Genomic DNA, 18,779 nt, shown 5'->3' with positions numbered 1-18,779 from the left:
TATCATCCATCATAGATGCTCAGACTACCCAAATTAATTGATTTGCGTATATATTATATATTCTTATTGTAACAATAATAATGGATATTTAAACTGCATCACGATAATTTTAGTTATATTCTTAATCATAATTATAGGAATTATATAAAGATACACTAATTTAGATAATGAGTATTTTTGCTAAAGTAAAATAAAAACCCGCCCCTTTTGATTCCTCAAATGGCGAGTTTATCTTAAGATTTAAACGTTTAAATCCAAGGCTAAACCTTGTTGATGTAAAGCAGCTACAATCTCATCACGCTTTGTAACCTGTTGATTCAACTTATCGCTATTAATCTGATTGGTAAATGTATCTACCCGCTGATTAGCGTTTCGTAAATCGTAATAAGTATTTACAACTCGGTCGTAATCCGGCATTAAATTCATTGGCATCGTCTTTGGATAATCATTTTCAAAGGCCATTAATGATAAAGGCAACCGCGGTTTTAATTGTGGCTCTTGATCTGGGATCCCAATTTGCAGACCTAAGATTGGAAAGGTTATTTGCGGTAAATCTAAGACCTCAATTAATTTTTGCGAATCATTCTTGATTGACCCTAAGACGACCCCACCGAGTCCCATACTTTCGACCGCATTCAACACGTTTTGGGTAGCTAATACTGTATCTTCAACAGCTTGTAAAAAGATATCCGTAGTGTGTAACCGACCATCATCATTTCCAGCTTGTTGACGAATTATTTGGTTACGGTGCAAATCAGCAATAAAAATTAGCAGATCCCCATTGGCACCAACGTAGGGTTGATGACAAATTTCCCGGACAGCAGCCCGTTTTTTCTCATCCGTCACATGTAAAATCGTCATTTGTTGCATAAACATACTAGTGGAAGTTTGCCGGGCCACCTCATATAGGGTCGTCAGTTGTTCGGTCGACAATGATGCAGGTTTGAATTGACGAATGGAGCGGTGATTTAATTGGTGTTTGATGGTTTCGTTTTCAATCATAAAAGGATCCCTTCTTTTCATTAAATTATTTTAATCTTGATTGGGATCATTATCGCACAATTTAAATTAGCTTCTCAACTCTGAATCTTAATTTTATTAAATTAAGTATTTCGAAATGAAAGTGAAGATGATAAAATCTTATTTATTTACGGGAGATTAGAATATGATTAAAATTCGCTTATTAAAAATGCTGACCTCATCACGTCGACAGATTGCTCTCCAAATTTTCTGGCAATGGCTTTCATTAATTGCGCAAATCATGTTAATTTTTGCATTTGCCTCGATCTTTGATCTAATTCTACACAATGAAGGCAAAACAATATCGTTTATGTCCGCCCTCTGCACAATCGGGGTGGCAATTATCGTTCGGATGGGATGCTCGCTGGCTTATGATCATGCAAGTTTCTTTGCTGCGAGTGAAATTAAACAAAGTCTCCGCTTCGCCATGTTTGAAAAGTTAGCACGCTTAGGAACTGGTTATCGAGAACAAATTCCTTCCGTTCAAATTACGCAAATGCTGACCGAAGGAATTGAACAACTAGAAACTTACGTTGGCCGCTATTTAAGTCAATTTTTCTATGCTCTTTTAGCTCCAATTACCCTTTTCATTATTTTGGTTCAAATTAATGCTCCAACCAGTATTGTTCTCCTTTGTGCCGTCCCGTTAATTTCCATCGTGATAATGGTGGTTATGAAGTTAGTCACTTCGGTCCTCTCGACTTATTTTAGAAGTTACTACCAACTGGGCGATACCTTTTTGGAGAAGCTCCATGGGATGACCACCTTAAAAGTTTATCAAGCAGATCAGACGGCAGAAGATGAGATTGTTGCCGAAAGTGAACAATTCCGTCGGGTGACCATGAAGGTCCTTTCTACTCAACTTTTTAGTACCATCATTATGGATCTCGTGGCTTATGGTGGTGCCGCCGTGGGCATTGTGGTGGCTCTTAGTCAATATCATCAAGCTCAGATTACGCTTCAAGAAACCATTATCTTGGTATTACTTGCCACCGAATATTTCTTACCAATGCGACAATTAGGTGCTTATTTCCATATGGGAATGAACGGCATGAAGGCTAGTGACAAAATTTTTGAATTCTTAGATTTAACTGAACTAACCGATGGTGATCAAAATCTAGCTGATCAGGAATTTACAATTAGCAGTCAAGATCTTACTTTTACTTATCCGCATGCTCATCAGCCGAGTTTAACTAATATTGCTTTAACCATTCAGCCTCATCAGTTGGTGGCTTTCGTGGGTCCTTCGGGAGCTGGTAAATCTACTTTAGCAGCTTTACTAAGCGGACAAGTTCGTCAATATGCTGGATCGTTAAAATTCGGTCCCACTGAACTGTCTGATTTATCACAGGATTCCCTTAATGATCGAATTACTATTGTTAGTCACCATGCTTTTGTCTTTAAGGGCAGTTTTCGCGATAATCTTATCTTGGCTAAACCTGATGCCACCGATCAAGAGCTAATGCAAGCTTTAAAGCAAGTTAACTTATGGGACTTTTGTCAATCTAAAGCTGGGCTAGCGACGCTGATTGAGACTGATGCCGCAAATCTATCGGGTGGGCAAAAACAACGGCTAGCCATTGCTCGAGCCTTACTGACAGATGCCCAGGTCTTTATTTTCGATGAAGCAACTTCAAATATTGATCAAGAATCAGAAGCTATAATTATGCGACTTATTAAACAAGTTGCAAAAACTAAAACAGTTATCTTAATTTCACATCGATTAGCCAATGTGACTGATTGTGATCAAATCTTTTACCTTGACCAGGGAAAAATTATTGAAAGTGGTGATCATCAAACCCTGCTGGCGCAGAACGGTGCCTATACCAATCTATTTAATCATCAAGCCGAATTAGAGAGTTTCACAAGCGCTAAGGAGGAATTATCATGAGTGCCCTATTTCGTCTATTTAAATTAATTGCTCCCTTGACTGGCGTCATGTTTGCAGCCATCTGCTTAGGGGTGCTAGGTCAGTTAACGGTTATTGCCCTTCCCGTAATTGCTATTACTGGTCTACTCACGGATCCTAGCAATTTTACTAATTATCTTTGGCCTATTCTAATCTGTGGTTTTTTGCGAGGCCCTCTTCATTATGGGGAACATTATTGCAATCATTTAATCGCCTTTAAGCTTTTAGCGCTCCTGCGGCAAAAAGTGTTCTCGGCGCTTCGTCGGTTAAGTCCGGCCATCTTAGAAAATAAGAGCAAAGGAGATTTAATCGCACTAGTAACCAGTGATATTGAAATGTTGGAATTATTCTATGCTCACACCATTTCCCCGGTCGCGATTGCAACCCTGGTGTCAATTATGGTTCCTGGATTGCTAACTTGTTTATCACCCTGGCTTGGTCTGTGGGCCCTGTTGGGATATCTTTTAATCGGCTACCTAATTCCCCTAGTTAGTCACCATATCATGGACGCACGAGGACTTCAGGTCCGTAATCAACTGGGCCAATTATCGTCATACGTCCTCGATTCCCTATATGGATTAGGTGAACTCTTACAATTCAAAGGCATGCCGAAGCGATTACAGTCACTTACTGACCAAACTAAAGCCTTAAATCATACCCAAGGTCAAATTAGTTTGGGAAGTGGCCTCCAAAATGCTGCCATCTACTTGGTAGTTTTTGGTTTTTCCCTTGGGACCTTGTTAATAGCCTATGCCTTGCATTTAAGTCCAGTAACTATCATTATTGCTACAGTTATAGTCCTTTCATCTTTTGGGCCAGTAATTGCCTTATCTTCGCTAACCGCCGGGCTCTCCCAAACCATTGGCGCTGCCCAACGACTAATTGACTTGTTAGATGAAAACCCAGTTGTGCAAGAGGTTGAACAAGGTCAACAACCGACATTTGACCAAGCCCAATTAACTAACGTTACCTTTACTTATCCTGATACCGTCAACCCGGTCATCCAGAAACTTAATTTGACTATTCCAAAGGGACAGATTATGGGAATCCACGCCCCAAGTGGGACTGGCAAATCAACCATTTTAAAATTATTAGCGCACTTTTACGATCCCGATACTGGTCAAGTTACCATTAATAAGACTAGTTTAACGAAAATAAACAGTAATTATTTACGTCAGATGGAAAGCTACGTTTCCCAAGAAACTTGGCTCTTTCAAGATACCATCGCGAATAACCTAAAATTAGGTAACCCACAAGCCAGTGATCAGGAAATTCAACTGGTGGCTCAACAAGCCGGGATCGCTAATTACATCGAATCTTTACCAGAACAATATCAAACTAAGTTAAGCGAACTAGCCGATAGCATTTCAGAGGGTCAAAAGCAACGATTAGGAATTGCCCGCGCCTTTTTACATGAAGGTGAGTTGCTGCTTCTCGATGAAATTACTGCTAACTTGGATGTTTTAAATGAAGCGATTATTTTAAAGTCGCTGCAAAAAATTGCAAAAGAAAAAACGGTGGTAATTGTCTCCCACCGCTTATCAACTCTATCAATTGCTGACCAAATCTATGAACTTACGCTCTAACTGGAAAAAGGAGATCCAAATTTTGGATCTCCTTTTCTACTATTTTAAAATCTTAGCTAGGAAGCTTTGGGCCCGTTCACTAGTTGGGTGATCAAAGACTTCCGTTGGGGTCCCTTGTTCTTGGATATATCCTTCATCCATGAACCAAACTTCATCCGCCACTTCTTTAGCAAAACCCATCTCATGAGTAACAACTACCATCGTCATCCCAGATTTAGCCAAGTCTTTCATAACTTCCAGCACTTCGCCGACCATTTCCGGATCCAAGGCACTGGTTGGTTCATCAAATAGCATCAAATCGGGATTCATTGCTAGGGCTCGCGCAATTGCCACCCGTTGTTGTTGTCCTCCTGATAGGCTGGCGGGATAGGCATCCGCCTTTTCGGCCAAGCCAACCCGATCTAATAACTCTTTAGCTGTCGCTTCAGCTTTAGCTTTTTCGATTTTCTTAACCTTGATCGGTGCCAAAGTGATATTATCCAAAACGGTCATATTTGGGAACAGGTTAAAACTTTGGAAAACCATGCCCATTTTTTCCCGCAACACATCAAGTTGAGCTTCCTTAAGATTCGTTAATTCCTGTCCCTCAAAGATCACCTTACCAGAAGTTGGTTCTTCTAATAAATTTAAACACCGTAAAAAGGTACTTTTCCCGGAACCAGAAGGACCAATGACACAAATCACTTGCCCGTTATCAACTTCAGCGGTGATGTCCTTTAAAACTTCATGATCCCCAAATTTCTTTTGGAGGTTCTTAATTTCGAGCATCTTATCCATTGTGATTCATCTTCCCTTCGTAGTATCCCAGAATCTTTGAAACAGTGAACGTCATAATAAAGTAAAGTACCATGGTGATGGCTAGTGGCGCCACTCCTTTATATGTAGAGGTTTGTACTAACTGAGTTTGGTACATTAATTCGGCAACCCCGATCGTCGAAGCTAAGGAACTATCCTTCAGCAAGGTAATAAATTCGTTTCCTAAGGCTGGCCAAATATTCTTTAAAGCTTGTGGCATCACAACATATTGGAAGGTCATCTTTTGACTCAACCCTAAGGAACGAGCAGCTTCACTTTGACCTTTGTTAATTGATTGAATCCCGGACCGAATAATTTCGGCGACATAAGCTCCCGAGTTTAAGGAAATTGCGATAATTCCGGCCAAAATAGCAGGCATGGATGAAATTACCGCCCCAATCCCAAAGTAAATGAACATAATTTGAACCATTAACGGGGTACCCCGAACGAATTCAATATAACATACCGCGATCCAATGTAACAGCTTGATTTTGGAAAGCCGCATTAATGATAGCAGAATCCCTAATACAAACCCAAAGAAGACCGAAACCACCGTGATAATTAAGGTATCACCAATCCCTTTAGCAAAGTATGTCCAGTAGTTCCAAAGTGTCCGCTTAGCTTCAACTTTCTTCATATATTTAGCAGCTGCTGGCAAGTAAGTTTTTTCGACCGTCTTATTTTGGTTAATCCGATCGATTGTTTGGTTAACCGCATTTACCAAACTCGTTTGCCCTTTTGGCATAGCAACCGCCGTTCCGGCATCACTTAAATCATTCTTAATACCGGTTTTTGATACCACTGCTAAAGAATCATCGTTGCTAGCATAGGCTTTGGCAATTAAAGCATCCATCAGGACGGCATTGGTCTTGCCCGACTTCAAAGCTAAAACTAAGTTACTGAGGTTAGATAAGGGTTTCACCGTGGCATTTGGGAAACTATTCTTAGCCATCGTAGCTTGGACAGTCCCGGTTTGGACCCCAATATTAGCCGTTTTAAGATCATTACCTGATTTATACTTTGCTTTGTCCTTTTTATTAATCAGGAAAGTGGCCCCACCCTTGTAATAAACATGCGAGAAGTCCACACTTTGCTTCCGTTCGGCCGTGGCGTTCATCCCTGAAATAACCATATCAACTTTCCCAGTTTCCATGGCCACCAAGAGCGAATCAAAACTCATATTCTTAATTTCAAGTTTGACGCCCAGATCCTTGGCGATTGCTTTAGCAATGGACACATCGACCCCAACATATTCCGTTTTACCATTAATTTTGGCAGTAAATTCTAATGGTGGATAATCAGCAGATAGTCCAACCACGAGGACCCCTTTTTGTTTAATCTCGGCTAATTTATCACCCGAAGTTGAAGAAGCCGAACTGCTGGTAGCTTCACTACTACTAGATGAACTACTAGCAGCCATCGCTGAAGGAACCAGCGCCGACATCATTAATGCTAAAGTAGCAACTAACATTAGCATTTGTTTCCAAAGTTTTTTCATAATCAAATCCCTTTCTATGATTTTCATTCATGATTATGTATGTATAATACTAAAAAATGAATATTAATACAATACAATCGGGATATTTTTGCTGTTTTTTGTATATCTACACTTGTTATGCACTATTTTTGTATACAACCTCTGATAACATAAAGAGTATAATGGAAATAACTTAACGAAGGGAGCAGATCTTATGACAAAGATTGGATTTATTGGGACCGGCTTAATGGGTCATGGAATGATTAGAAATTTGCTGAAAAATGGTTACCAAGTACAGATTTGGAATCGGACCAAGGCCAAAGCGGAAGACCTTATTAATGATGGAGCTGATTGGACTGATGATGCCGCTCAATGTGCACATGATGTGGACTTTGTTATTACGATAGTTGGCTATCCTAAAGACGTTGAAGAAGTCTACTTTGGTGAACATGGGATTTTAGCAGGGGCTAACCCGGGTACCACCATTATTGATATGACGACAACCAGCCCACAATTAGCCCAAAAAATCTATCAAGCTGCCGTTGATCATAAGCTCTTAGCTCTGGATGCGCCGGTTTCTGGTGGTTTAGCGGGAGCTGAAAATGGTAGTTTATCAATTATGATCGGTGGAGATCAGGCCACTTTCGATCATGCTTTTCCAATTTTTACTGCCATGGGGAAACAAATTGTCTTACAAGGACCAGCTGGATCCGGTCAACATACAAAAATGGCTAACCAGATTGCCTTAGCGGGCGCATTAGCAGGAGTTTGCGAATCCTTACGGTATGCCAAAGCCGCTGGGCTGGATCCGCAAAAAATGTTTGATACTATTCGCGCTGGGGCAGCTGGAAGTGCTCAAATGGAAGCCTTTATGCCTATGTTAATTAACAATGATTTCAAGGCCACCTTTTATATGAAACATTTTATTAAAGATCTCAAAATCGCCCAAGGTGAAGCCAATGATCGTGACCTTAAATTAGCAATTTTAGACCAAATTCTAAAAGAATGCCAAGCCGTTGAAGCTATGGGCTTCGGTGATGAAGGAACCCAAGCTTTATACCATTGGTATGAATAAAAATGGATCATAATCTTAGTCAATATCCTAAGGTTATGATCCATTTTGTTTTTATTTTTCTTCAAATTCCCCTTCAATCGGTGCATCGGAACGATGATTACCACCCTTTTGATAATCAGGTCGGTTTGGCATAATTTCCATCGCAATAAAATATGCAAGTACCCCTAAAAATAGTTGACCAACGAAGAGAATAATTAAAGTGCCAATTAACCGTACCACCGTTTTATCCCAGCCAAAATATTCAGCAATTCCGCCAAAGACTCCGCCAATGATTCGGTCATTTGATTTATATAGCTTTTTAGTCATCGTCATCATTTCCTTTCAAAACATTAATGTCACCATTACTAGCGGTCAATTTCACTTGAGTGCTATTGTCTTCATTGACCTTTAATTGATCTCCACTGTCATTTGATTGTTTAAAAAGCTTCGCATCTCCATTAACAGCTTGGACTTGGTAACCAACCTGATCATTGGCATTAGAAACTTCAATATCGCCATTCTTGCTATTAATGGTTACTTGACCATTAAAGGTCGTTTTTTGGAGGTCAATATCATCTTCACTAATGATTTGACCACCATTAATAGTGGCTTGGTTAACAGTAATATCGCCACCAGTTGAAAGATAAACATTATCAGCCTTAATGTTCTTCAGCGTCAGATCACCAGCTAGGTCAACATTGGTTTCATTAATAGAAACATTCGATAATTGGGTGTCTTTAGGTACCGTGATGATTAATTTCGAATCGGCATGTTGATCATGGTCGTAAATCCAGAAGAAACCTTTCGTCCGCATTCGGTAGCCCTTCGTGGCGTCCTTGGTTTGCTTAACAGTTAAAGTTTGATCTTTTTTACTTACCTTAAATTTAGCATCTGGCGAACCGACAAACTTAACGTTATATGAATCACCGGTTTGGACGACAACATCAACATTCTTCACATCAACATTAATTTGGTTAAAATCACTTTCTGACCATTTGGTCGTTTTAGTAGTGATCTTGGATGACTTAGTAACGATCTTAGCATGATGCCAGTTTTCAAATTCAATCGTTTGATTACCATGACCTATAAAACCAATTGCAGTTGCAACGAGTCCAACAATAAGGACGATCAAACTCCAAAAATACCACTTTTTCATGATTAGTGTCCTCCCCGATGTAATTTCTTCGTAATCCATTGAATTAGTTCCACCATCCAGTGAATTAGTAACTTAAAGCCAAACCAAATCAACGGCAATAGGAACATAGCTATAGCTAAGGCAATAATCGCGATTCCAATATAGAATAAACTGACGGCTGGATTCGTCGTTGCCATTAGAATGCCGATATAAATGTTAGTAATTCCTAAAATAATTCCGACCATGATAGTGGAAATGATTCCCATGATTACACCAAAGGCAGCTCCAATAATTGCGACGACAATCCCAAAAGCAATGCCTAATAAAATCATCCAAATCGGAAAGGTAATCACAATTACTAAGAGGATTAAAGCCAATGTTCCAGCGTTCAAATGTCTCCTAGTTAGTTGCGAACTTGTTTCCTTAGATCCTTCTTGGTCTCCTACAATCTTATGGGCTAAACTCTCCGGTTTACCCAATTTCATGACCATCGCGTCCCAAGTTACTAAGCCGGCGTCATCAATCATTTCGCTATAAAAATCGATGGCGTCTTGACGTTCTTCTGCTGATAATGGTGCTAGATATTTAGCTAGTTCTTCCAAGTATCTTTGCTTGTCCATCTATCCTTCCTCCCCATCTAGATGACCATTAAAAATTTGGTCTAAACTTTCTTTATAATCATTCCACATTTTGATGATCCGCTCCAGGTGTTCCTGACCCTCTGGTAAGATTCGATAATAACGACGATTACGACCATCTAAAGCTTGATCATAAGTTTCTAAATACCCATTTTTCTTTAATCGTCGCAATACCGGATACATTGTTGACTCAGAGATTGAAATCACTGCTTGCATATCTTGGGTTAAGGCATAGCCATAGTAGTCTTGACGACTTAATAAGACTAAGACTAACCCATCCAGCAGGTCAGCATTAATTGTAATTTTCATTTTCTGTACCTCCGCTTCAACAATATTATACAATATATAGTATTGTTCGTCAACACAGTATAATTTTATATATAAAAAATCCACTAGACCCCGGAGTCTAGTGGATTTGGTACTTATTCAATTATGAAGTTGGTCTGGTTTACGATCGTTCCTTCAACCGGACAATACATCCGACATTCTTCAATAAAAGCTTTTTCTTCATCAGGATTTAAATCTGATTCCATGTCAACATGAACCCGAATTTCAGTAAAGCGATTTTGAAAATCCGGATCCTTGGCATGTTTCATCGAATAGGTGCCTTCAACATGCGCATCAAATTGATCTAACCGAATTCCCTTTTGTCCTGCTAACCATTTAGCAGTAATTGTTAAACAGCCAGCTACTGCTCCTAATAAATATTGCACAGGGCTAGGACCCACGTCGGTTCCATGACTGCTTTCTGGTTCATCAATCATCCACTGATGGTGATCCGCTTTGATTTTCACCTGACGACCAGCTGGCAGTAATTGCCCATCAATCGAAATCGTTTTTGCCATTGTTAGCTACCTCCTAAGGTTTTCCCTTATCATAACAATTGGCAATGGAATGTCAACGATCTTAATCGATTGTCTTGATAACCCGGGCTGGAACCCCTGCCACAATCGTATTATCGGGGACATCATGAGTCACTACTGCCCCAGTTCCAACGATAGCATTTTCACCGATTGTTACCCCTGGTAAGACACTGACACGAGCGCCTAACCAAGCGTTTTTCTTGATGTGAATTTCACCTGTATAAACCGTGCGAATATTTTTGGGTTCATGATTGACCGTCAGTAAAGCAACTTCTGGTCCCATCATTACCCCATCTTCAATTGTGATTGTTCCTGCCGACATGATGTCTAAATCATGATTAGCAAAAACATTTTTCCCTAAGAAAACACGACTGCCACAATCAATATTAAAGGGCGGCGTAAAATAAGTTCCATCATGCATTTGATCATTTAATAGTTGATTTTCCAGATCAAGAATGCGTTCCTGCTCATTTGGATCGGTTTGACTGATTAGATAACTTAAATGTTCACTCCGATTAATCTCTTGGTGAACCTCAGCTTGATAATCAGGATCACTAATCGCATAATGTTGGCCTTTTCTTAGATTTTCAAAGACACCCATCTTATTCCTCCGTTGGTTGTAATGGTCCGTAGAAGTAGGATGCAGTTGCTCCACCATCAATCAAGACCGTTGAACCAGTAATGTATTGGGAACGTTCACTCATTAATAATTCAGCAACATCTGCTACTTCATCCGCCGTTCCCGGACGACCAGCTGGTGATTTAGCAAACATATTCTTGTAGAAATCACCACGGATTCCATTAAATTCATCAATAGCTAAAGGTGTAACGATAATTCCTGGAGCTATATCGTTGATCCGGGCACCTTTTTCACCCCACTTAACGGCTTCATACATAACCCGCTTCTCATTGGCCCGCTTTGCTAATTGGTAGGCATGTAAGGTGTTTTCGATTTGATCAGGTTGTAAGAAATCAAGGTCTAACAATTCTTCGGTTGGGGTCATCGCCAAAGCTCGGTCTTGTTCGGCCGTTAATGCTGGCATCCGGAATCCTGATTGACTTGAGATCACGACCCCACTCCCACCAGGAACGATTACTTTCCGGACTTCTTCCATTAAGACAGCCGTCCCGTAAAGATCAACTTTCAAAATCGTTTCCACTGGAACTTGGGAAGGTGAAACCCCAGCACCATTAACTAAGTATTTAATGTCTCCAAAGGATTGACCCACTTTAATTAAATTTTGAATTGATTCACGAGATGACAAATCCATTTGAACGGCTTCAACATCAAAACCGGCATTCGTCATCACTTCTGCGATGTTCTTAGCATTATCAAGACTTAAGTCCCCTAAAATAATCTTCTTTCCAGATCCCATGCGACGTGCAATCGCCATTGATAATTGTCCGGCACCAGTCACTAACATTACTTCTTGCTTCATTTTTTCTTACCTCGTTTTCTATATTAATTATGCTGGAGTATTAATTCCAACGCTTTCCTTTGAATACAATTGATTGTCGTTAACTAATTTAAGAACTAAATCGGCAATACTGTTAATTGAAACATCATGGCCGCCGAATGGTTCGCCCTTATGGGTCACTTCATAATTAGCTGGACCACCAGTGAACCAACCTGGCCGAATCACCGTATAGTTCAAATCACTAGCTTCGATCACATCTGCCGCCTCACGGTAGGGACGCAATACCGAATTGTATTTTAAGTTACCGCGTGAGCCGACCGAGGTTGGAATTTCATCATAAATTCCCATTGAAGAAATAAAGATTAAACGTTGGACATGATTACGATCCATTGATTCAACAATTGATTGAGCATATCGTTTTAAATTACCACTAAGAGCTGCAAAGACCACATCCTGACCTTTCATCACTGCATCTAATTCTTGACCATTAGTTAGATCACCACTGACCGCTTTTTCACGCTTTGGATCAACCGTTAACCGATCGGCGCTCCGTGAAAATAAGGTTAAATTAACTTCAGTTTGATTTAAGAGTTCTTGACGAGCTGCTGAACCTAACGTTCCAGTAGCACCAAGGATTAAGACATTCATTTCATCAACCTCCTTTGTTGATGGTTTAATCATATACCTGATAAATAGACTAGTCTAATACTTAAAATCTATTTATAATAGAATAAATCTATTAATGAGGTGAACCCATGAATTCGCGTCAAGTTGAATGTACCCTTGCCGTTGCTAAAACCTTAAATTTTAATCGCGCAGCTAACGAACTTTATATTAGTCAACCCACGCTCTCACATCATATTCAAAGCCTAGAAGCCGAAGTAGGCTTTAAGATTTTTGATCGTTCCAATCGAAAAGTCGCGTTGACTTCTGTAGGGCAACAATTTTGTAATGCCCTCCAATCACTAAATACTGATTTACAAACTATAATTGAACGTTGCCAGAACTATGCTCGTCAATACAGTGATACCATCCGAATTAGCATTTTTACCCGTACGGCCTTATTAGAATTACCAGAAGTCATGTATGCCTTTCGTCAACTACACCCAGAAGTTTTTATTGATCCAATCTTTGACAATAGTGAACATCGCCTAGAAAATTTTTTAGCTGGTCAAAGTGACATTATCTTTTCGCGGGGCGATGAATTGCAAGATATTTCTGGGGTTGAAGCCCACCTCTTATATGATAGCCGGCTCAAATTAGTTCTCCGAGCTGATGATCCTTTAGCAGATCAAGGTCTAATCACCCCAGCTGATCTACAAGGTCGAACCCTTTTGGTTGGTGGGGGCAGTCCTCAACCGCTGCGTGACTTGCAACAAAAGCTCAAAGCCGAGCTAAATTTAGCTACTATTAATAGTCACGATCACAGTACAACTTTAACTTATGTTGCGGCAGGCGAAGCCGTTTGCCTTAGTCCCGATTTATATGAAGATGACGACCCCACCTTTATTTGGAAAGATTTCGCCGCTGATGTTAATCTTCCCTGTTGCCTTTTCACACATGACAACTGCAGTCCGTTAGTGACTGCTTTTGTCCGCTTGCTCTGCCAAGCATACCAAGCATAAAAAAATAAGATCATGATTTATGGATTTGCGTCCCTAAATCATGATCTTTTTTTTAACGATTCAATAGCCGAACCCGAACAACAGCTGGAATAGCTTCCAGATTCTTAATTAAGGCCTCAGTGTCATCATCTAATTGGTTAAGGTCAATCACCGTATAAGCCATTGTTTCCCGTGACTGGTTTGATAGGTTATCGATGTTGATATTAGCATTGGCAACCGCCGTCGTAATTTGCCCCAACATGTTAGGGACATTTTGGTGCATCACTGTAATTCGATGATTGTATTGCATTGGGGTCGTCATTTCCGGCATGTTAACTGAATGATGAATGATCCCTTGTTCCAAGAAGTTTCTAATCGTATTGGCTGCCATAACAGCACCATTGATTTCCGCTTCTTCAGTCGTTCCTCCAAGATGCGGGGTCACGATCGCTTTAGGATTTTCAACGGCTGCTTGCGTTGAAAAATCAGTCACATATAGTTGGAGATGTCCTTGATCCAGCACTTGAGTCGCCGCCGCATCATCAACAATATCGGTTCGCGAATAGTTGAATAAGACTGCGCCTTTTGGCATCATCGCAATTTCATTTTCACCAATTAAATGCCGATTGTCTTCCGTATATGGAATATGGACCGTCACAAAATCACTTTGTTGCAGTAATTCGGCTAACGAGTCTAACCGGGGGATTTGATTTGATAATTGTAAAGCATGTTCGACCGAGATATAAGGATCATACCCAACTACTTTCATACCAAGTTGTTGAGCCGCACCAGCTACGCGTGAGCCAACATTTCCTAGACCAATTACCCCAATGGTTTTACCCACTAATTCATGACCAGCAAAATGATTCTTGTTCTTTTCAGTTTGTAGAGAAACATCAGCTCCCACCAGTTGGGCCGACCAATTAACTGCGTCAATTACGTGCCGATTACACAAAATCAGCATCCCAATTACTAATTCCTTCACCGCATTGGCATTGGAACCCGGCGTATTAAAGACTACCGTGCCTTGTTCATTCGCCTTATCTAAGGGAATATTGTTAAAACCTGCTCCCGCTCGGGCGATCACTTTGACATTTTTACCAAAATCCGTGGTATGCATATCTTGACTACGAATAATCAGGGCATCTGGATCATCGGATTTGTTAACAGCATATTGACTGGCTGGTAATTTGGCCAAGCCCACTGGCGAAATGACATTATAAGTTTTTACCTGATACATTATTTACCCCCATGTTCTTTTTCAAATTCTCCTAAAAATTTAACCAAAGCTTGGACGCCATCAATCGTCATGGCATTATATAAACTAGCCCGCAGACCACCAACTGACTTGTGTCCCTTTAAACTCATTAAGCCTTGCTTGGTTGCCTCTTGAACACATAAAGCATCTAAGTCAGCATCTCCAGTGACAAACGGAATGTTCATCGTCGAGCGATCAGCCGAGACGACCGGATTACGGAATAAGTTTGATGAATCTAAAAATTCATATAGTAATTGCGCTTTAGCTTCATTTCGCTTTTGCATCGCTGCAACGCCACCTTGTTCTTTGATCCACTTGAAAACTAAGCCTGCCATATAAATTGCAAAGACTGGTGGAGTATTTAAAGCCGAATGTTTCGCTGCTTGTTTTGAAAAGCTTAACATCGCTGGTAAATCCGGCACTTGCTCTAATAAATCTTTACGAACGATGGCTACCGTCAAACCAGCAATTCCCGAGTTCTTTTGAGCCCCAGCATAGATAATACCAAAGTCATTTACATTATATATTTGGCCTAAGAAATTGGAGGATAAATCAGCCACCAAGGTTCTCCCATCCAGTTCTGGTAAATCCCGGTACATGGTTCCTTCAATCGTGTTATTAGTTGTTAAATGAATAAAGTCGTAATCACCATTTAAAGTAACTTGATGGACTAACTCCGTAAAATGTTGATCGGCTGATGAACCCACTTCTTCCACGGTTAAACCTGAAACGTAACGCGCTTCTTCTTCAGCTCGTTCGGACCAGTGCCCAGTATTAATATAGCCAACTCGATGAGCTTGGTTAGCAAAGTTTAAAGGCAGCGTATAGAACATTTGCGTCGCGCCCCCTTGCAAAAAGAGGACTTCATAATTATCAGGAATTTGCATTAAATCCCGTAAATCTTGTTCAGCTTCACTAGCCATCGTCGTGTATAAATCAGACCGGTGACTAATCTCCATGACACTCATCCCGCTGTCTTTAAATGATAGCAATTCAGCTTGCGCCTTTAAGACAACTTCATGTGGTAAGGTCGCAGGCCCTGCCGAAAAATTATACACTCTATCCATAAAATCTCCTCCTAACGTCCATAAAACTCTAAAGTTTTAGTTGATGGTGTAAGGACCAATTTAGTTAAACCCGCATTTGATGGCTCACTCAACCCAGTTAAATTCCCGATCTTTAAAACTAGATCAGCCATTAACTTAATGGTGAAACCATGACTGACGACTAAAATTTTCCCATCGGGATATGTAGCAACAAGTTCATCAAACAAGGAAACTAAACGATCCTTGACCTGATCATAAGTATCGCCATGAGAGACCTCCCATGACCCGGCTAATAGATTATGATGCTCATCAAAATATTGTTGGTACTTATCCCACAGGGTTGCTTCTAATTCGCCATCCCAGTCCCCATAATCATATTCTTTCAACCGATCATCTAAGTGAATATTCGCATCATTACCGGCAATGATTTGGGCTGTTTCATGAGCTCTTAATAAAGGACTCGCAACTACGTGGTCATAGCTTATCCCGCTTAAATGTTCTTTGGTTGCTTGGGCTTGCTGACGACCCAATGGTGTTAAGGGGGTGTCAATTTTAGCGCCTTGCATAATTCCCTTGGAATTAGCAACGCTTTGGCCATGGCGAACTACGTATAAAATCGTCATGATATTCTCCTTTTGTTTGTGATTTATGTTTCAATTATACTCTAATTAAATATCTGTAACCACTTTTTAATTAAAACCCGTCAAATTTAACGAACGACTTACAAAAAGAAGGTTTAAAACTTAATCGTCTTAAACCTTCGCTTATTTATGAACGAGTCAAATATTGTCGTTGATGATCACGTTGTCCAGACAGGACAAAACGTGATGGATCCTGGCTTAAATCAAAGTTCACATCTTCAGCCTTCATTCCTAATTGCTGATTGAATAATGCTTCGTATTCGCTCACCGTAACTTGCTGACGATGGTCTAAAGCTAACGAAGCTGCCTTTAATCCATCTTGATAATTTGGCTGTAAGATACCACTGTAGAATTCACCCTCTGCCCCCGAGCCATAGGAAAATAAACCGATGCGTTCACCAGGTTGGACATCACCATTCACCAAGAGTGACATTAGCCCTAAATATAATGACCCCGTATAAAGATTACCGACTTCGCGTGGAATAGCTTGTTCTGCAACTAAATTATCCCGCAAGCGTTGACTAATCGCATCTTCTTGGTCACCTAGCTCGGCTTCTAATGCCTTTTTGCCCATTTTGGTAAATGGTAAATGAAAAGCCAGCGCAGCAAAATCACTTAATTGTTTATTTTGCCTTTGGCAATAGCGATCAAAAGTCCGCTGGAAGAAATCAATATACACGTTGGTCGAGTACTTACCATCAACCATAGCTTCCGTAGCATATATTGGACGCCAAAAATCCATCACATCTTGGGATAAGGCTACACTTCCTGACTCGATCGCAAGCATTTGTGGATCAGCACTGATTAGCATGGCTACCGCACCAGCCCCTTGGGTTACTTCACCGCCCGTGTGTAAACCATAGCGAGCAATATCAGCCGCAATTACCAAAACTTTTTGCTGAGGATCCAAGGCGACTAAGCCACGCGCAAACTGGATGGCGGCTGTTCCACTATAACAGGCTTCTTTCACTTCAATCGTCCGGACAAAATCATCTAAGCCAAGTAACTGCTTAACGTAAATTGCCGCCGCTTTAGAGTTATCTATACCCGACTCGGTTGCCACGATAACGGTGGAAATATCTTTCCGGTCATGATCATCTAGTAAACGACTAGCAGCTTCCGCAGCCAGGGTCACAATATCCTGGGTTGGCGGAACGACCGCCTGTTTATTTTGACCAATTCCAATTAAATATTTATTGGGATCTTCTCCGCGGGCCTGAGCCAAGTCAACTAAATCTAAATAATACGGGGTAGTGGCAAATGCCATTTTATCAATCCCAATTTGCATGATCATGAACTCCTCTTAAATTCGTATCTTTCCAATGGATTATTATACCTTAAAAGCTTTAATTTCGCTCAGATTTACACAAACTAAATGGTTGACCATGCTAGTTATAAAATAGTAAGCTAACACTATAGAAAACGATTTCAAAGGAGTTTACTATGTCTGAAATTACTAAAACCAAAATTACCCTCACTCCCCAAATCTCTGAATGGTTTCGCAACGAGATGAACTTAGAACCTGGCAATGGGATCCGTTTCTTCGGTCGGGTCTATGGCGCAACGAATGCGCATACTGGATTCTCGGCGGCTATGTCCCGGTGCGACCAACCTAATTCACCGGTGGTCGATGAAGTAATTGACGGTATTCACTACTATATTCAGGACAGTGATTTTTGGTTCTTTAATGGCTTAGATCTTGAAGTATCTTATGATGAAGCAATTGATGGACCTGCCTACCATTTTAAACCTAATGATGGATCTAAACTTGATGCAAAGGCGTCCGCCTCACATTAATGAACAAAAGGGTGAAAGGAAACGACAAAGTTTCTTTCCACTCTTTTAATTTATAGTTAAATTACGATAGCGAATGATATAAGTACCTAAATTTCCTTCTACCGAACTAATCTTTAAGGTTACCGTCTGACCTGATTTAACTTTTGGTTTTTCTTTACTAACAAAGCGAAGTTGTTGATCATCATCATTAGACTTCATGACATATCCATAATTATCATTAGTCACGACTGATGTGACCTTAATTTTGACGTATTTACCATTCAGTTGCTTATTTTGGTTCAAGGCCGTCTGCACTTGATTAGCATTTTGATAGGCAACTTTAACACTCTGCCGATTCTGACAACCAGCAATAATGATCACTCCTAGGACTAGGATTAAATAGATACACTTTTTCATGGTTTTTAAATAGCTTCCTCCTGTTCCAGATTCAGTTTACCAAATTAATATTGACCGCGCGAAAGTTTTCGGAAAAGCTAATTTCTTTTGCATTTACAGAAAACTATCGAAAAAAAGTAAGAATCTCCTAATTTTTCCTTTA

At 40.3% G+C, this 18,779-nt stretch carries 21 protein-coding genes; 5 read left to right on the top strand and 16 right to left on the bottom strand.

The annotated features are described in order from the left end of the window. Positions 1 to 240: 240 nt before the first annotated feature. The gene (locus FC60_RS02425) at positions 241 to 1,002 is read right to left on the bottom strand and encodes an NADPH-dependent oxidoreductase (RefSeq protein ID WP_056936913.1); all 762 of its coding nucleotides are present in this window, start codon (positions 1,000 to 1,002) and stop codon (positions 241 to 243) included. 163 nt (positions 1,003 to 1,165) lie between these two features. Between FC60_RS02425 and FC60_RS02420 the strand changes: the two genes are divergently transcribed. Further along, complete coding sequence (locus FC60_RS02420; RefSeq protein ID WP_056936912.1) at positions 1,166 to 2,911, top strand: ABC transporter ATP-binding protein/permease; 1,746 nt, start codon at positions 1,166 to 1,168, stop codon at positions 2,909 to 2,911. Then, on the top strand, positions 2,908 to 4,515 hold the full coding sequence (locus tag FC60_RS02415; protein WP_056936911.1) for an amino acid ABC transporter ATP-binding/permease protein: 1,608 nt from the start codon (positions 2,908 to 2,910) through the stop codon (positions 4,513 to 4,515). The genes FC60_RS02420 and FC60_RS02415 overlap by 4 nt, the downstream gene beginning before the upstream one ends. Positions 4,516 to 4,554: 39 nt before the next feature. On the opposite strand, the gene FC60_RS02410 is transcribed toward FC60_RS02415, so the two are convergent. Both FC60_RS02410 and FC60_RS02405 read right to left on the bottom strand, forming a co-directional pair. Next, positions 4,555 to 5,283: an amino acid ABC transporter ATP-binding protein gene (locus tag FC60_RS02410; RefSeq protein ID WP_056936947.1), complete on the bottom strand. Its 729-nt coding sequence runs from the start codon at positions 5,281 to 5,283 to the stop codon at positions 4,555 to 4,557. Position 5,284: 1 nt separating this feature from the next. Further along, positions 5,285 to 6,808, bottom strand: a complete 1,524-nt coding sequence (locus FC60_RS02405) for an ABC transporter substrate-binding protein/permease (protein ID WP_056936910.1) — start codon at positions 6,806 to 6,808, stop codon at positions 5,285 to 5,287. Between the two features lie 193 nt (positions 6,809 to 7,001). Between FC60_RS02405 and FC60_RS02400 the strand changes: the two genes are divergently transcribed. Beyond that, positions 7,002 to 7,862: an NAD(P)-dependent oxidoreductase gene (locus FC60_RS02400; protein WP_056936909.1), complete on the top strand. Its 861-nt coding sequence runs from the start codon at positions 7,002 to 7,004 to the stop codon at positions 7,860 to 7,862. A 51-nt stretch (positions 7,863 to 7,913) separates the two neighbouring features. On the opposite strand, the gene FC60_RS02395 is transcribed toward FC60_RS02400, so the two are convergent. From FC60_RS02395 to FC60_RS02360, 8 genes are all read right to left on the bottom strand, one after another. Then, positions 7,914 to 8,177, bottom strand: coding sequence for a PspC domain-containing protein (locus FC60_RS02395; RefSeq protein WP_056936908.1), 264 nt, complete (start codon positions 8,175 to 8,177; stop codon positions 7,914 to 7,916). Then, positions 8,161 to 8,997, bottom strand: coding sequence for a DUF4097 family beta strand repeat-containing protein (locus tag FC60_RS02390; protein ID WP_056936907.1), 837 nt, complete (start codon positions 8,995 to 8,997; stop codon positions 8,161 to 8,163). Before FC60_RS02390 ends, FC60_RS02395 begins: the two co-directional genes overlap by 17 nt. Positions 8,998 to 8,999: 2 nt before the next feature. Further along, entirely contained in the window at positions 9,000 to 9,596 is a 597-nt protein-coding gene (locus tag FC60_RS02385) for a DUF1700 domain-containing protein (protein WP_056936906.1), read from the bottom strand. Continuing rightward, the gene (locus FC60_RS02380; protein ID WP_056936905.1) at positions 9,597 to 9,923 is read right to left on the bottom strand and encodes a PadR family transcriptional regulator; all 327 of its coding nucleotides are present in this window, start codon (positions 9,921 to 9,923) and stop codon (positions 9,597 to 9,599) included. 113 nt (positions 9,924 to 10,036) lie between these two features. Next, positions 10,037 to 10,459 (bottom strand): OsmC family protein, encoded by a 423-nt coding sequence (locus FC60_RS02375; RefSeq protein WP_056936904.1) that lies wholly within the window; start codon positions 10,457 to 10,459, stop codon positions 10,037 to 10,039. 61 nt (positions 10,460 to 10,520) lie between these two features. Then, positions 10,521 to 11,078, bottom strand: a complete 558-nt coding sequence (locus FC60_RS02370; protein WP_056936903.1) for a DapH/DapD/GlmU-related protein — start codon at positions 11,076 to 11,078, stop codon at positions 10,521 to 10,523. Position 11,079: 1 nt separating this feature from the next. After that, the gene (locus FC60_RS02365) at positions 11,080 to 11,916 is read right to left on the bottom strand and encodes an SDR family oxidoreductase (protein WP_056936902.1); all 837 of its coding nucleotides are present in this window, start codon (positions 11,914 to 11,916) and stop codon (positions 11,080 to 11,082) included. Positions 11,917 to 11,943: 27 nt separating this feature from the next. Then, entirely contained in the window at positions 11,944 to 12,543 is a 600-nt protein-coding gene (locus FC60_RS02360) for an NAD(P)H-binding protein (RefSeq protein WP_056936901.1), read from the bottom strand. A gap of 107 nt (positions 12,544 to 12,650) precedes the next feature. On the opposite strand from FC60_RS02360, the gene FC60_RS02355 reads away from it, so the two are divergent. Further along, complete coding sequence (locus FC60_RS02355; RefSeq protein ID WP_056936900.1) at positions 12,651 to 13,520, top strand: LysR family transcriptional regulator; 870 nt, start codon at positions 12,651 to 12,653, stop codon at positions 13,518 to 13,520. Between the two features lie 52 nt (positions 13,521 to 13,572). On the opposite strand, the gene FC60_RS02350 is transcribed toward FC60_RS02355, so the two are convergent. The 4 genes from FC60_RS02350 to FC60_RS02335 form a co-directional block, all read right to left on the bottom strand. Next, positions 13,573 to 14,739: a phosphoglycerate dehydrogenase gene (locus FC60_RS02350; protein ID WP_056936899.1), complete on the bottom strand. Its 1,167-nt coding sequence runs from the start codon at positions 14,737 to 14,739 to the stop codon at positions 13,573 to 13,575. After that, positions 14,739 to 15,824 (bottom strand): 3-phosphoserine/phosphohydroxythreonine transaminase, encoded by a 1,086-nt coding sequence (gene serC, locus FC60_RS02345; RefSeq protein ID WP_056936898.1) that lies wholly within the window; start codon positions 15,822 to 15,824, stop codon positions 14,739 to 14,741. The genes FC60_RS02350 and serC overlap by 1 nt, the downstream gene beginning before the upstream one ends. Before the next feature lie 11 nt (positions 15,825 to 15,835). Further along, the gene (locus tag FC60_RS02340) at positions 15,836 to 16,426 is read right to left on the bottom strand and encodes a histidine phosphatase family protein (RefSeq protein ID WP_056936897.1); all 591 of its coding nucleotides are present in this window, start codon (positions 16,424 to 16,426) and stop codon (positions 15,836 to 15,838) included. A gap of 145 nt (positions 16,427 to 16,571) precedes the next feature. After that, the gene (locus FC60_RS02335; protein ID WP_056936896.1) at positions 16,572 to 17,732 is read right to left on the bottom strand and encodes a hydroxymethylglutaryl-CoA synthase; all 1,161 of its coding nucleotides are present in this window, start codon (positions 17,730 to 17,732) and stop codon (positions 16,572 to 16,574) included. A 155-nt stretch (positions 17,733 to 17,887) separates the two neighbouring features. Between FC60_RS02335 and FC60_RS02330 the strand changes: the two genes are divergently transcribed. Continuing rightward, positions 17,888 to 18,241, top strand: coding sequence for a HesB/YadR/YfhF family protein (locus FC60_RS02330; RefSeq protein WP_056936895.1), 354 nt, complete (start codon positions 17,888 to 17,890; stop codon positions 18,239 to 18,241). 45 nt (positions 18,242 to 18,286) lie between these two features. Here the strand turns inward: FC60_RS02330 and FC60_RS02325 are convergent, their stop codons facing one another. After that, positions 18,287 to 18,637 (bottom strand): hypothetical protein, encoded by a 351-nt coding sequence (locus tag FC60_RS02325; RefSeq protein WP_056936894.1) that lies wholly within the window; start codon positions 18,635 to 18,637, stop codon positions 18,287 to 18,289. Between the last annotated feature and the right edge of the window lie 142 nt (positions 18,638 to 18,779).

Source organism: Limosilactobacillus gastricus DSM 16045 (genome assembly GCF_001434365.1).
Classification (GTDB): domain Bacteria; phylum Bacillota; class Bacilli; order Lactobacillales; family Lactobacillaceae; genus Limosilactobacillus; species Limosilactobacillus gastricus.
This window is presented reverse-complemented; position numbering and strand designations above follow the sequence as displayed.

What these genes read in the sequence shown, in the direction of transcription:
- FC60_RS02325 (WP_056936894.1), bottom strand. Translation starts at nt 18,637, where the DNA reads ATGAAAAAGTGTATCTATTTAATCCTAGTCCTAGGAGTGATCATTATT.
- FC60_RS02350 (WP_056936899.1), bottom strand. Translation starts at nt 14,739, where the DNA reads ATGTATCAGGTAAAAACTTATAATGTCATTTCGCCAGTGGGCTTGGCC.
- FC60_RS02395 (WP_056936908.1), bottom strand. Translation starts at nt 8,177, where the DNA reads ATGATGACGATGACTAAAAAGCTATATAAATCAAATGACCGAATCATT.
- FC60_RS02375 (WP_056936904.1), bottom strand. Translation starts at nt 10,459, where the DNA reads ATGGCAAAAACGATTTCGATTGATGGGCAATTACTGCCAGCTGGTCGT.
- FC60_RS02410 (WP_056936947.1), bottom strand. Translation starts at nt 5,283, where the DNA reads ATGCTCGAAATTAAGAACCTCCAAAAGAAATTTGGGGATCATGAAGTT.
- FC60_RS02330 (WP_056936895.1), top strand. Translation starts at nt 17,888, where the DNA reads ATGTCTGAAATTACTAAAACCAAAATTACCCTCACTCCCCAAATCTCT.
- FC60_RS02335 (WP_056936896.1), bottom strand. Translation starts at nt 17,732, where the DNA reads ATGCAAATTGGGATTGATAAAATGGCATTTGCCACTACCCCGTATTAT.
- FC60_RS02425 (WP_056936913.1), bottom strand. Translation starts at nt 1,002, where the DNA reads ATGATTGAAAACGAAACCATCAAACACCAATTAAATCACCGCTCCATT.
- FC60_RS02390 (WP_056936907.1), bottom strand. Translation starts at nt 8,997, where the DNA reads ATGAAAAAGTGGTATTTTTGGAGTTTGATCGTCCTTATTGTTGGACTC.
- FC60_RS02365 (WP_056936902.1), bottom strand. Translation starts at nt 11,916, where the DNA reads ATGAAGCAAGAAGTAATGTTAGTGACTGGTGCCGGACAATTATCAATG.
- FC60_RS02405 (WP_056936910.1), bottom strand. Translation starts at nt 6,808, where the DNA reads ATGAAAAAACTTTGGAAACAAATGCTAATGTTAGTTGCTACTTTAGCA.
- FC60_RS02355 (WP_056936900.1), top strand. Translation starts at nt 12,651, where the DNA reads ATGAATTCGCGTCAAGTTGAATGTACCCTTGCCGTTGCTAAAACCTTA.
- FC60_RS02360 (WP_056936901.1), bottom strand. Translation starts at nt 12,543, where the DNA reads ATGAATGTCTTAATCCTTGGTGCTACTGGAACGTTAGGTTCAGCAGCT.
- serC (WP_056936898.1), bottom strand. Translation starts at nt 15,824, where the DNA reads ATGGATAGAGTGTATAATTTTTCGGCAGGGCCTGCGACCTTACCACAT.
- FC60_RS02400 (WP_056936909.1), top strand. Translation starts at nt 7,002, where the DNA reads ATGACAAAGATTGGATTTATTGGGACCGGCTTAATGGGTCATGGAATG.
- FC60_RS02340 (WP_056936897.1), bottom strand. Translation starts at nt 16,426, where the DNA reads ATGACGATTTTATACGTAGTTCGCCATGGCCAAAGCGTTGCTAATTCC.
- FC60_RS02415 (WP_056936911.1), top strand. Translation starts at nt 2,908, where the DNA reads ATGAGTGCCCTATTTCGTCTATTTAAATTAATTGCTCCCTTGACTGGC.
- FC60_RS02420 (WP_056936912.1), top strand. Translation starts at nt 1,166, where the DNA reads ATGATTAAAATTCGCTTATTAAAAATGCTGACCTCATCACGTCGACAG.
- FC60_RS02370 (WP_056936903.1), bottom strand. Translation starts at nt 11,078, where the DNA reads ATGGGTGTCTTTGAAAATCTAAGAAAAGGCCAACATTATGCGATTAGT.
- FC60_RS02385 (WP_056936906.1), bottom strand. Translation starts at nt 9,596, where the DNA reads ATGGACAAGCAAAGATACTTGGAAGAACTAGCTAAATATCTAGCACCA.
- FC60_RS02380 (WP_056936905.1), bottom strand. Translation starts at nt 9,923, where the DNA reads ATGAAAATTACAATTAATGCTGACCTGCTGGATGGGTTAGTCTTAGTC.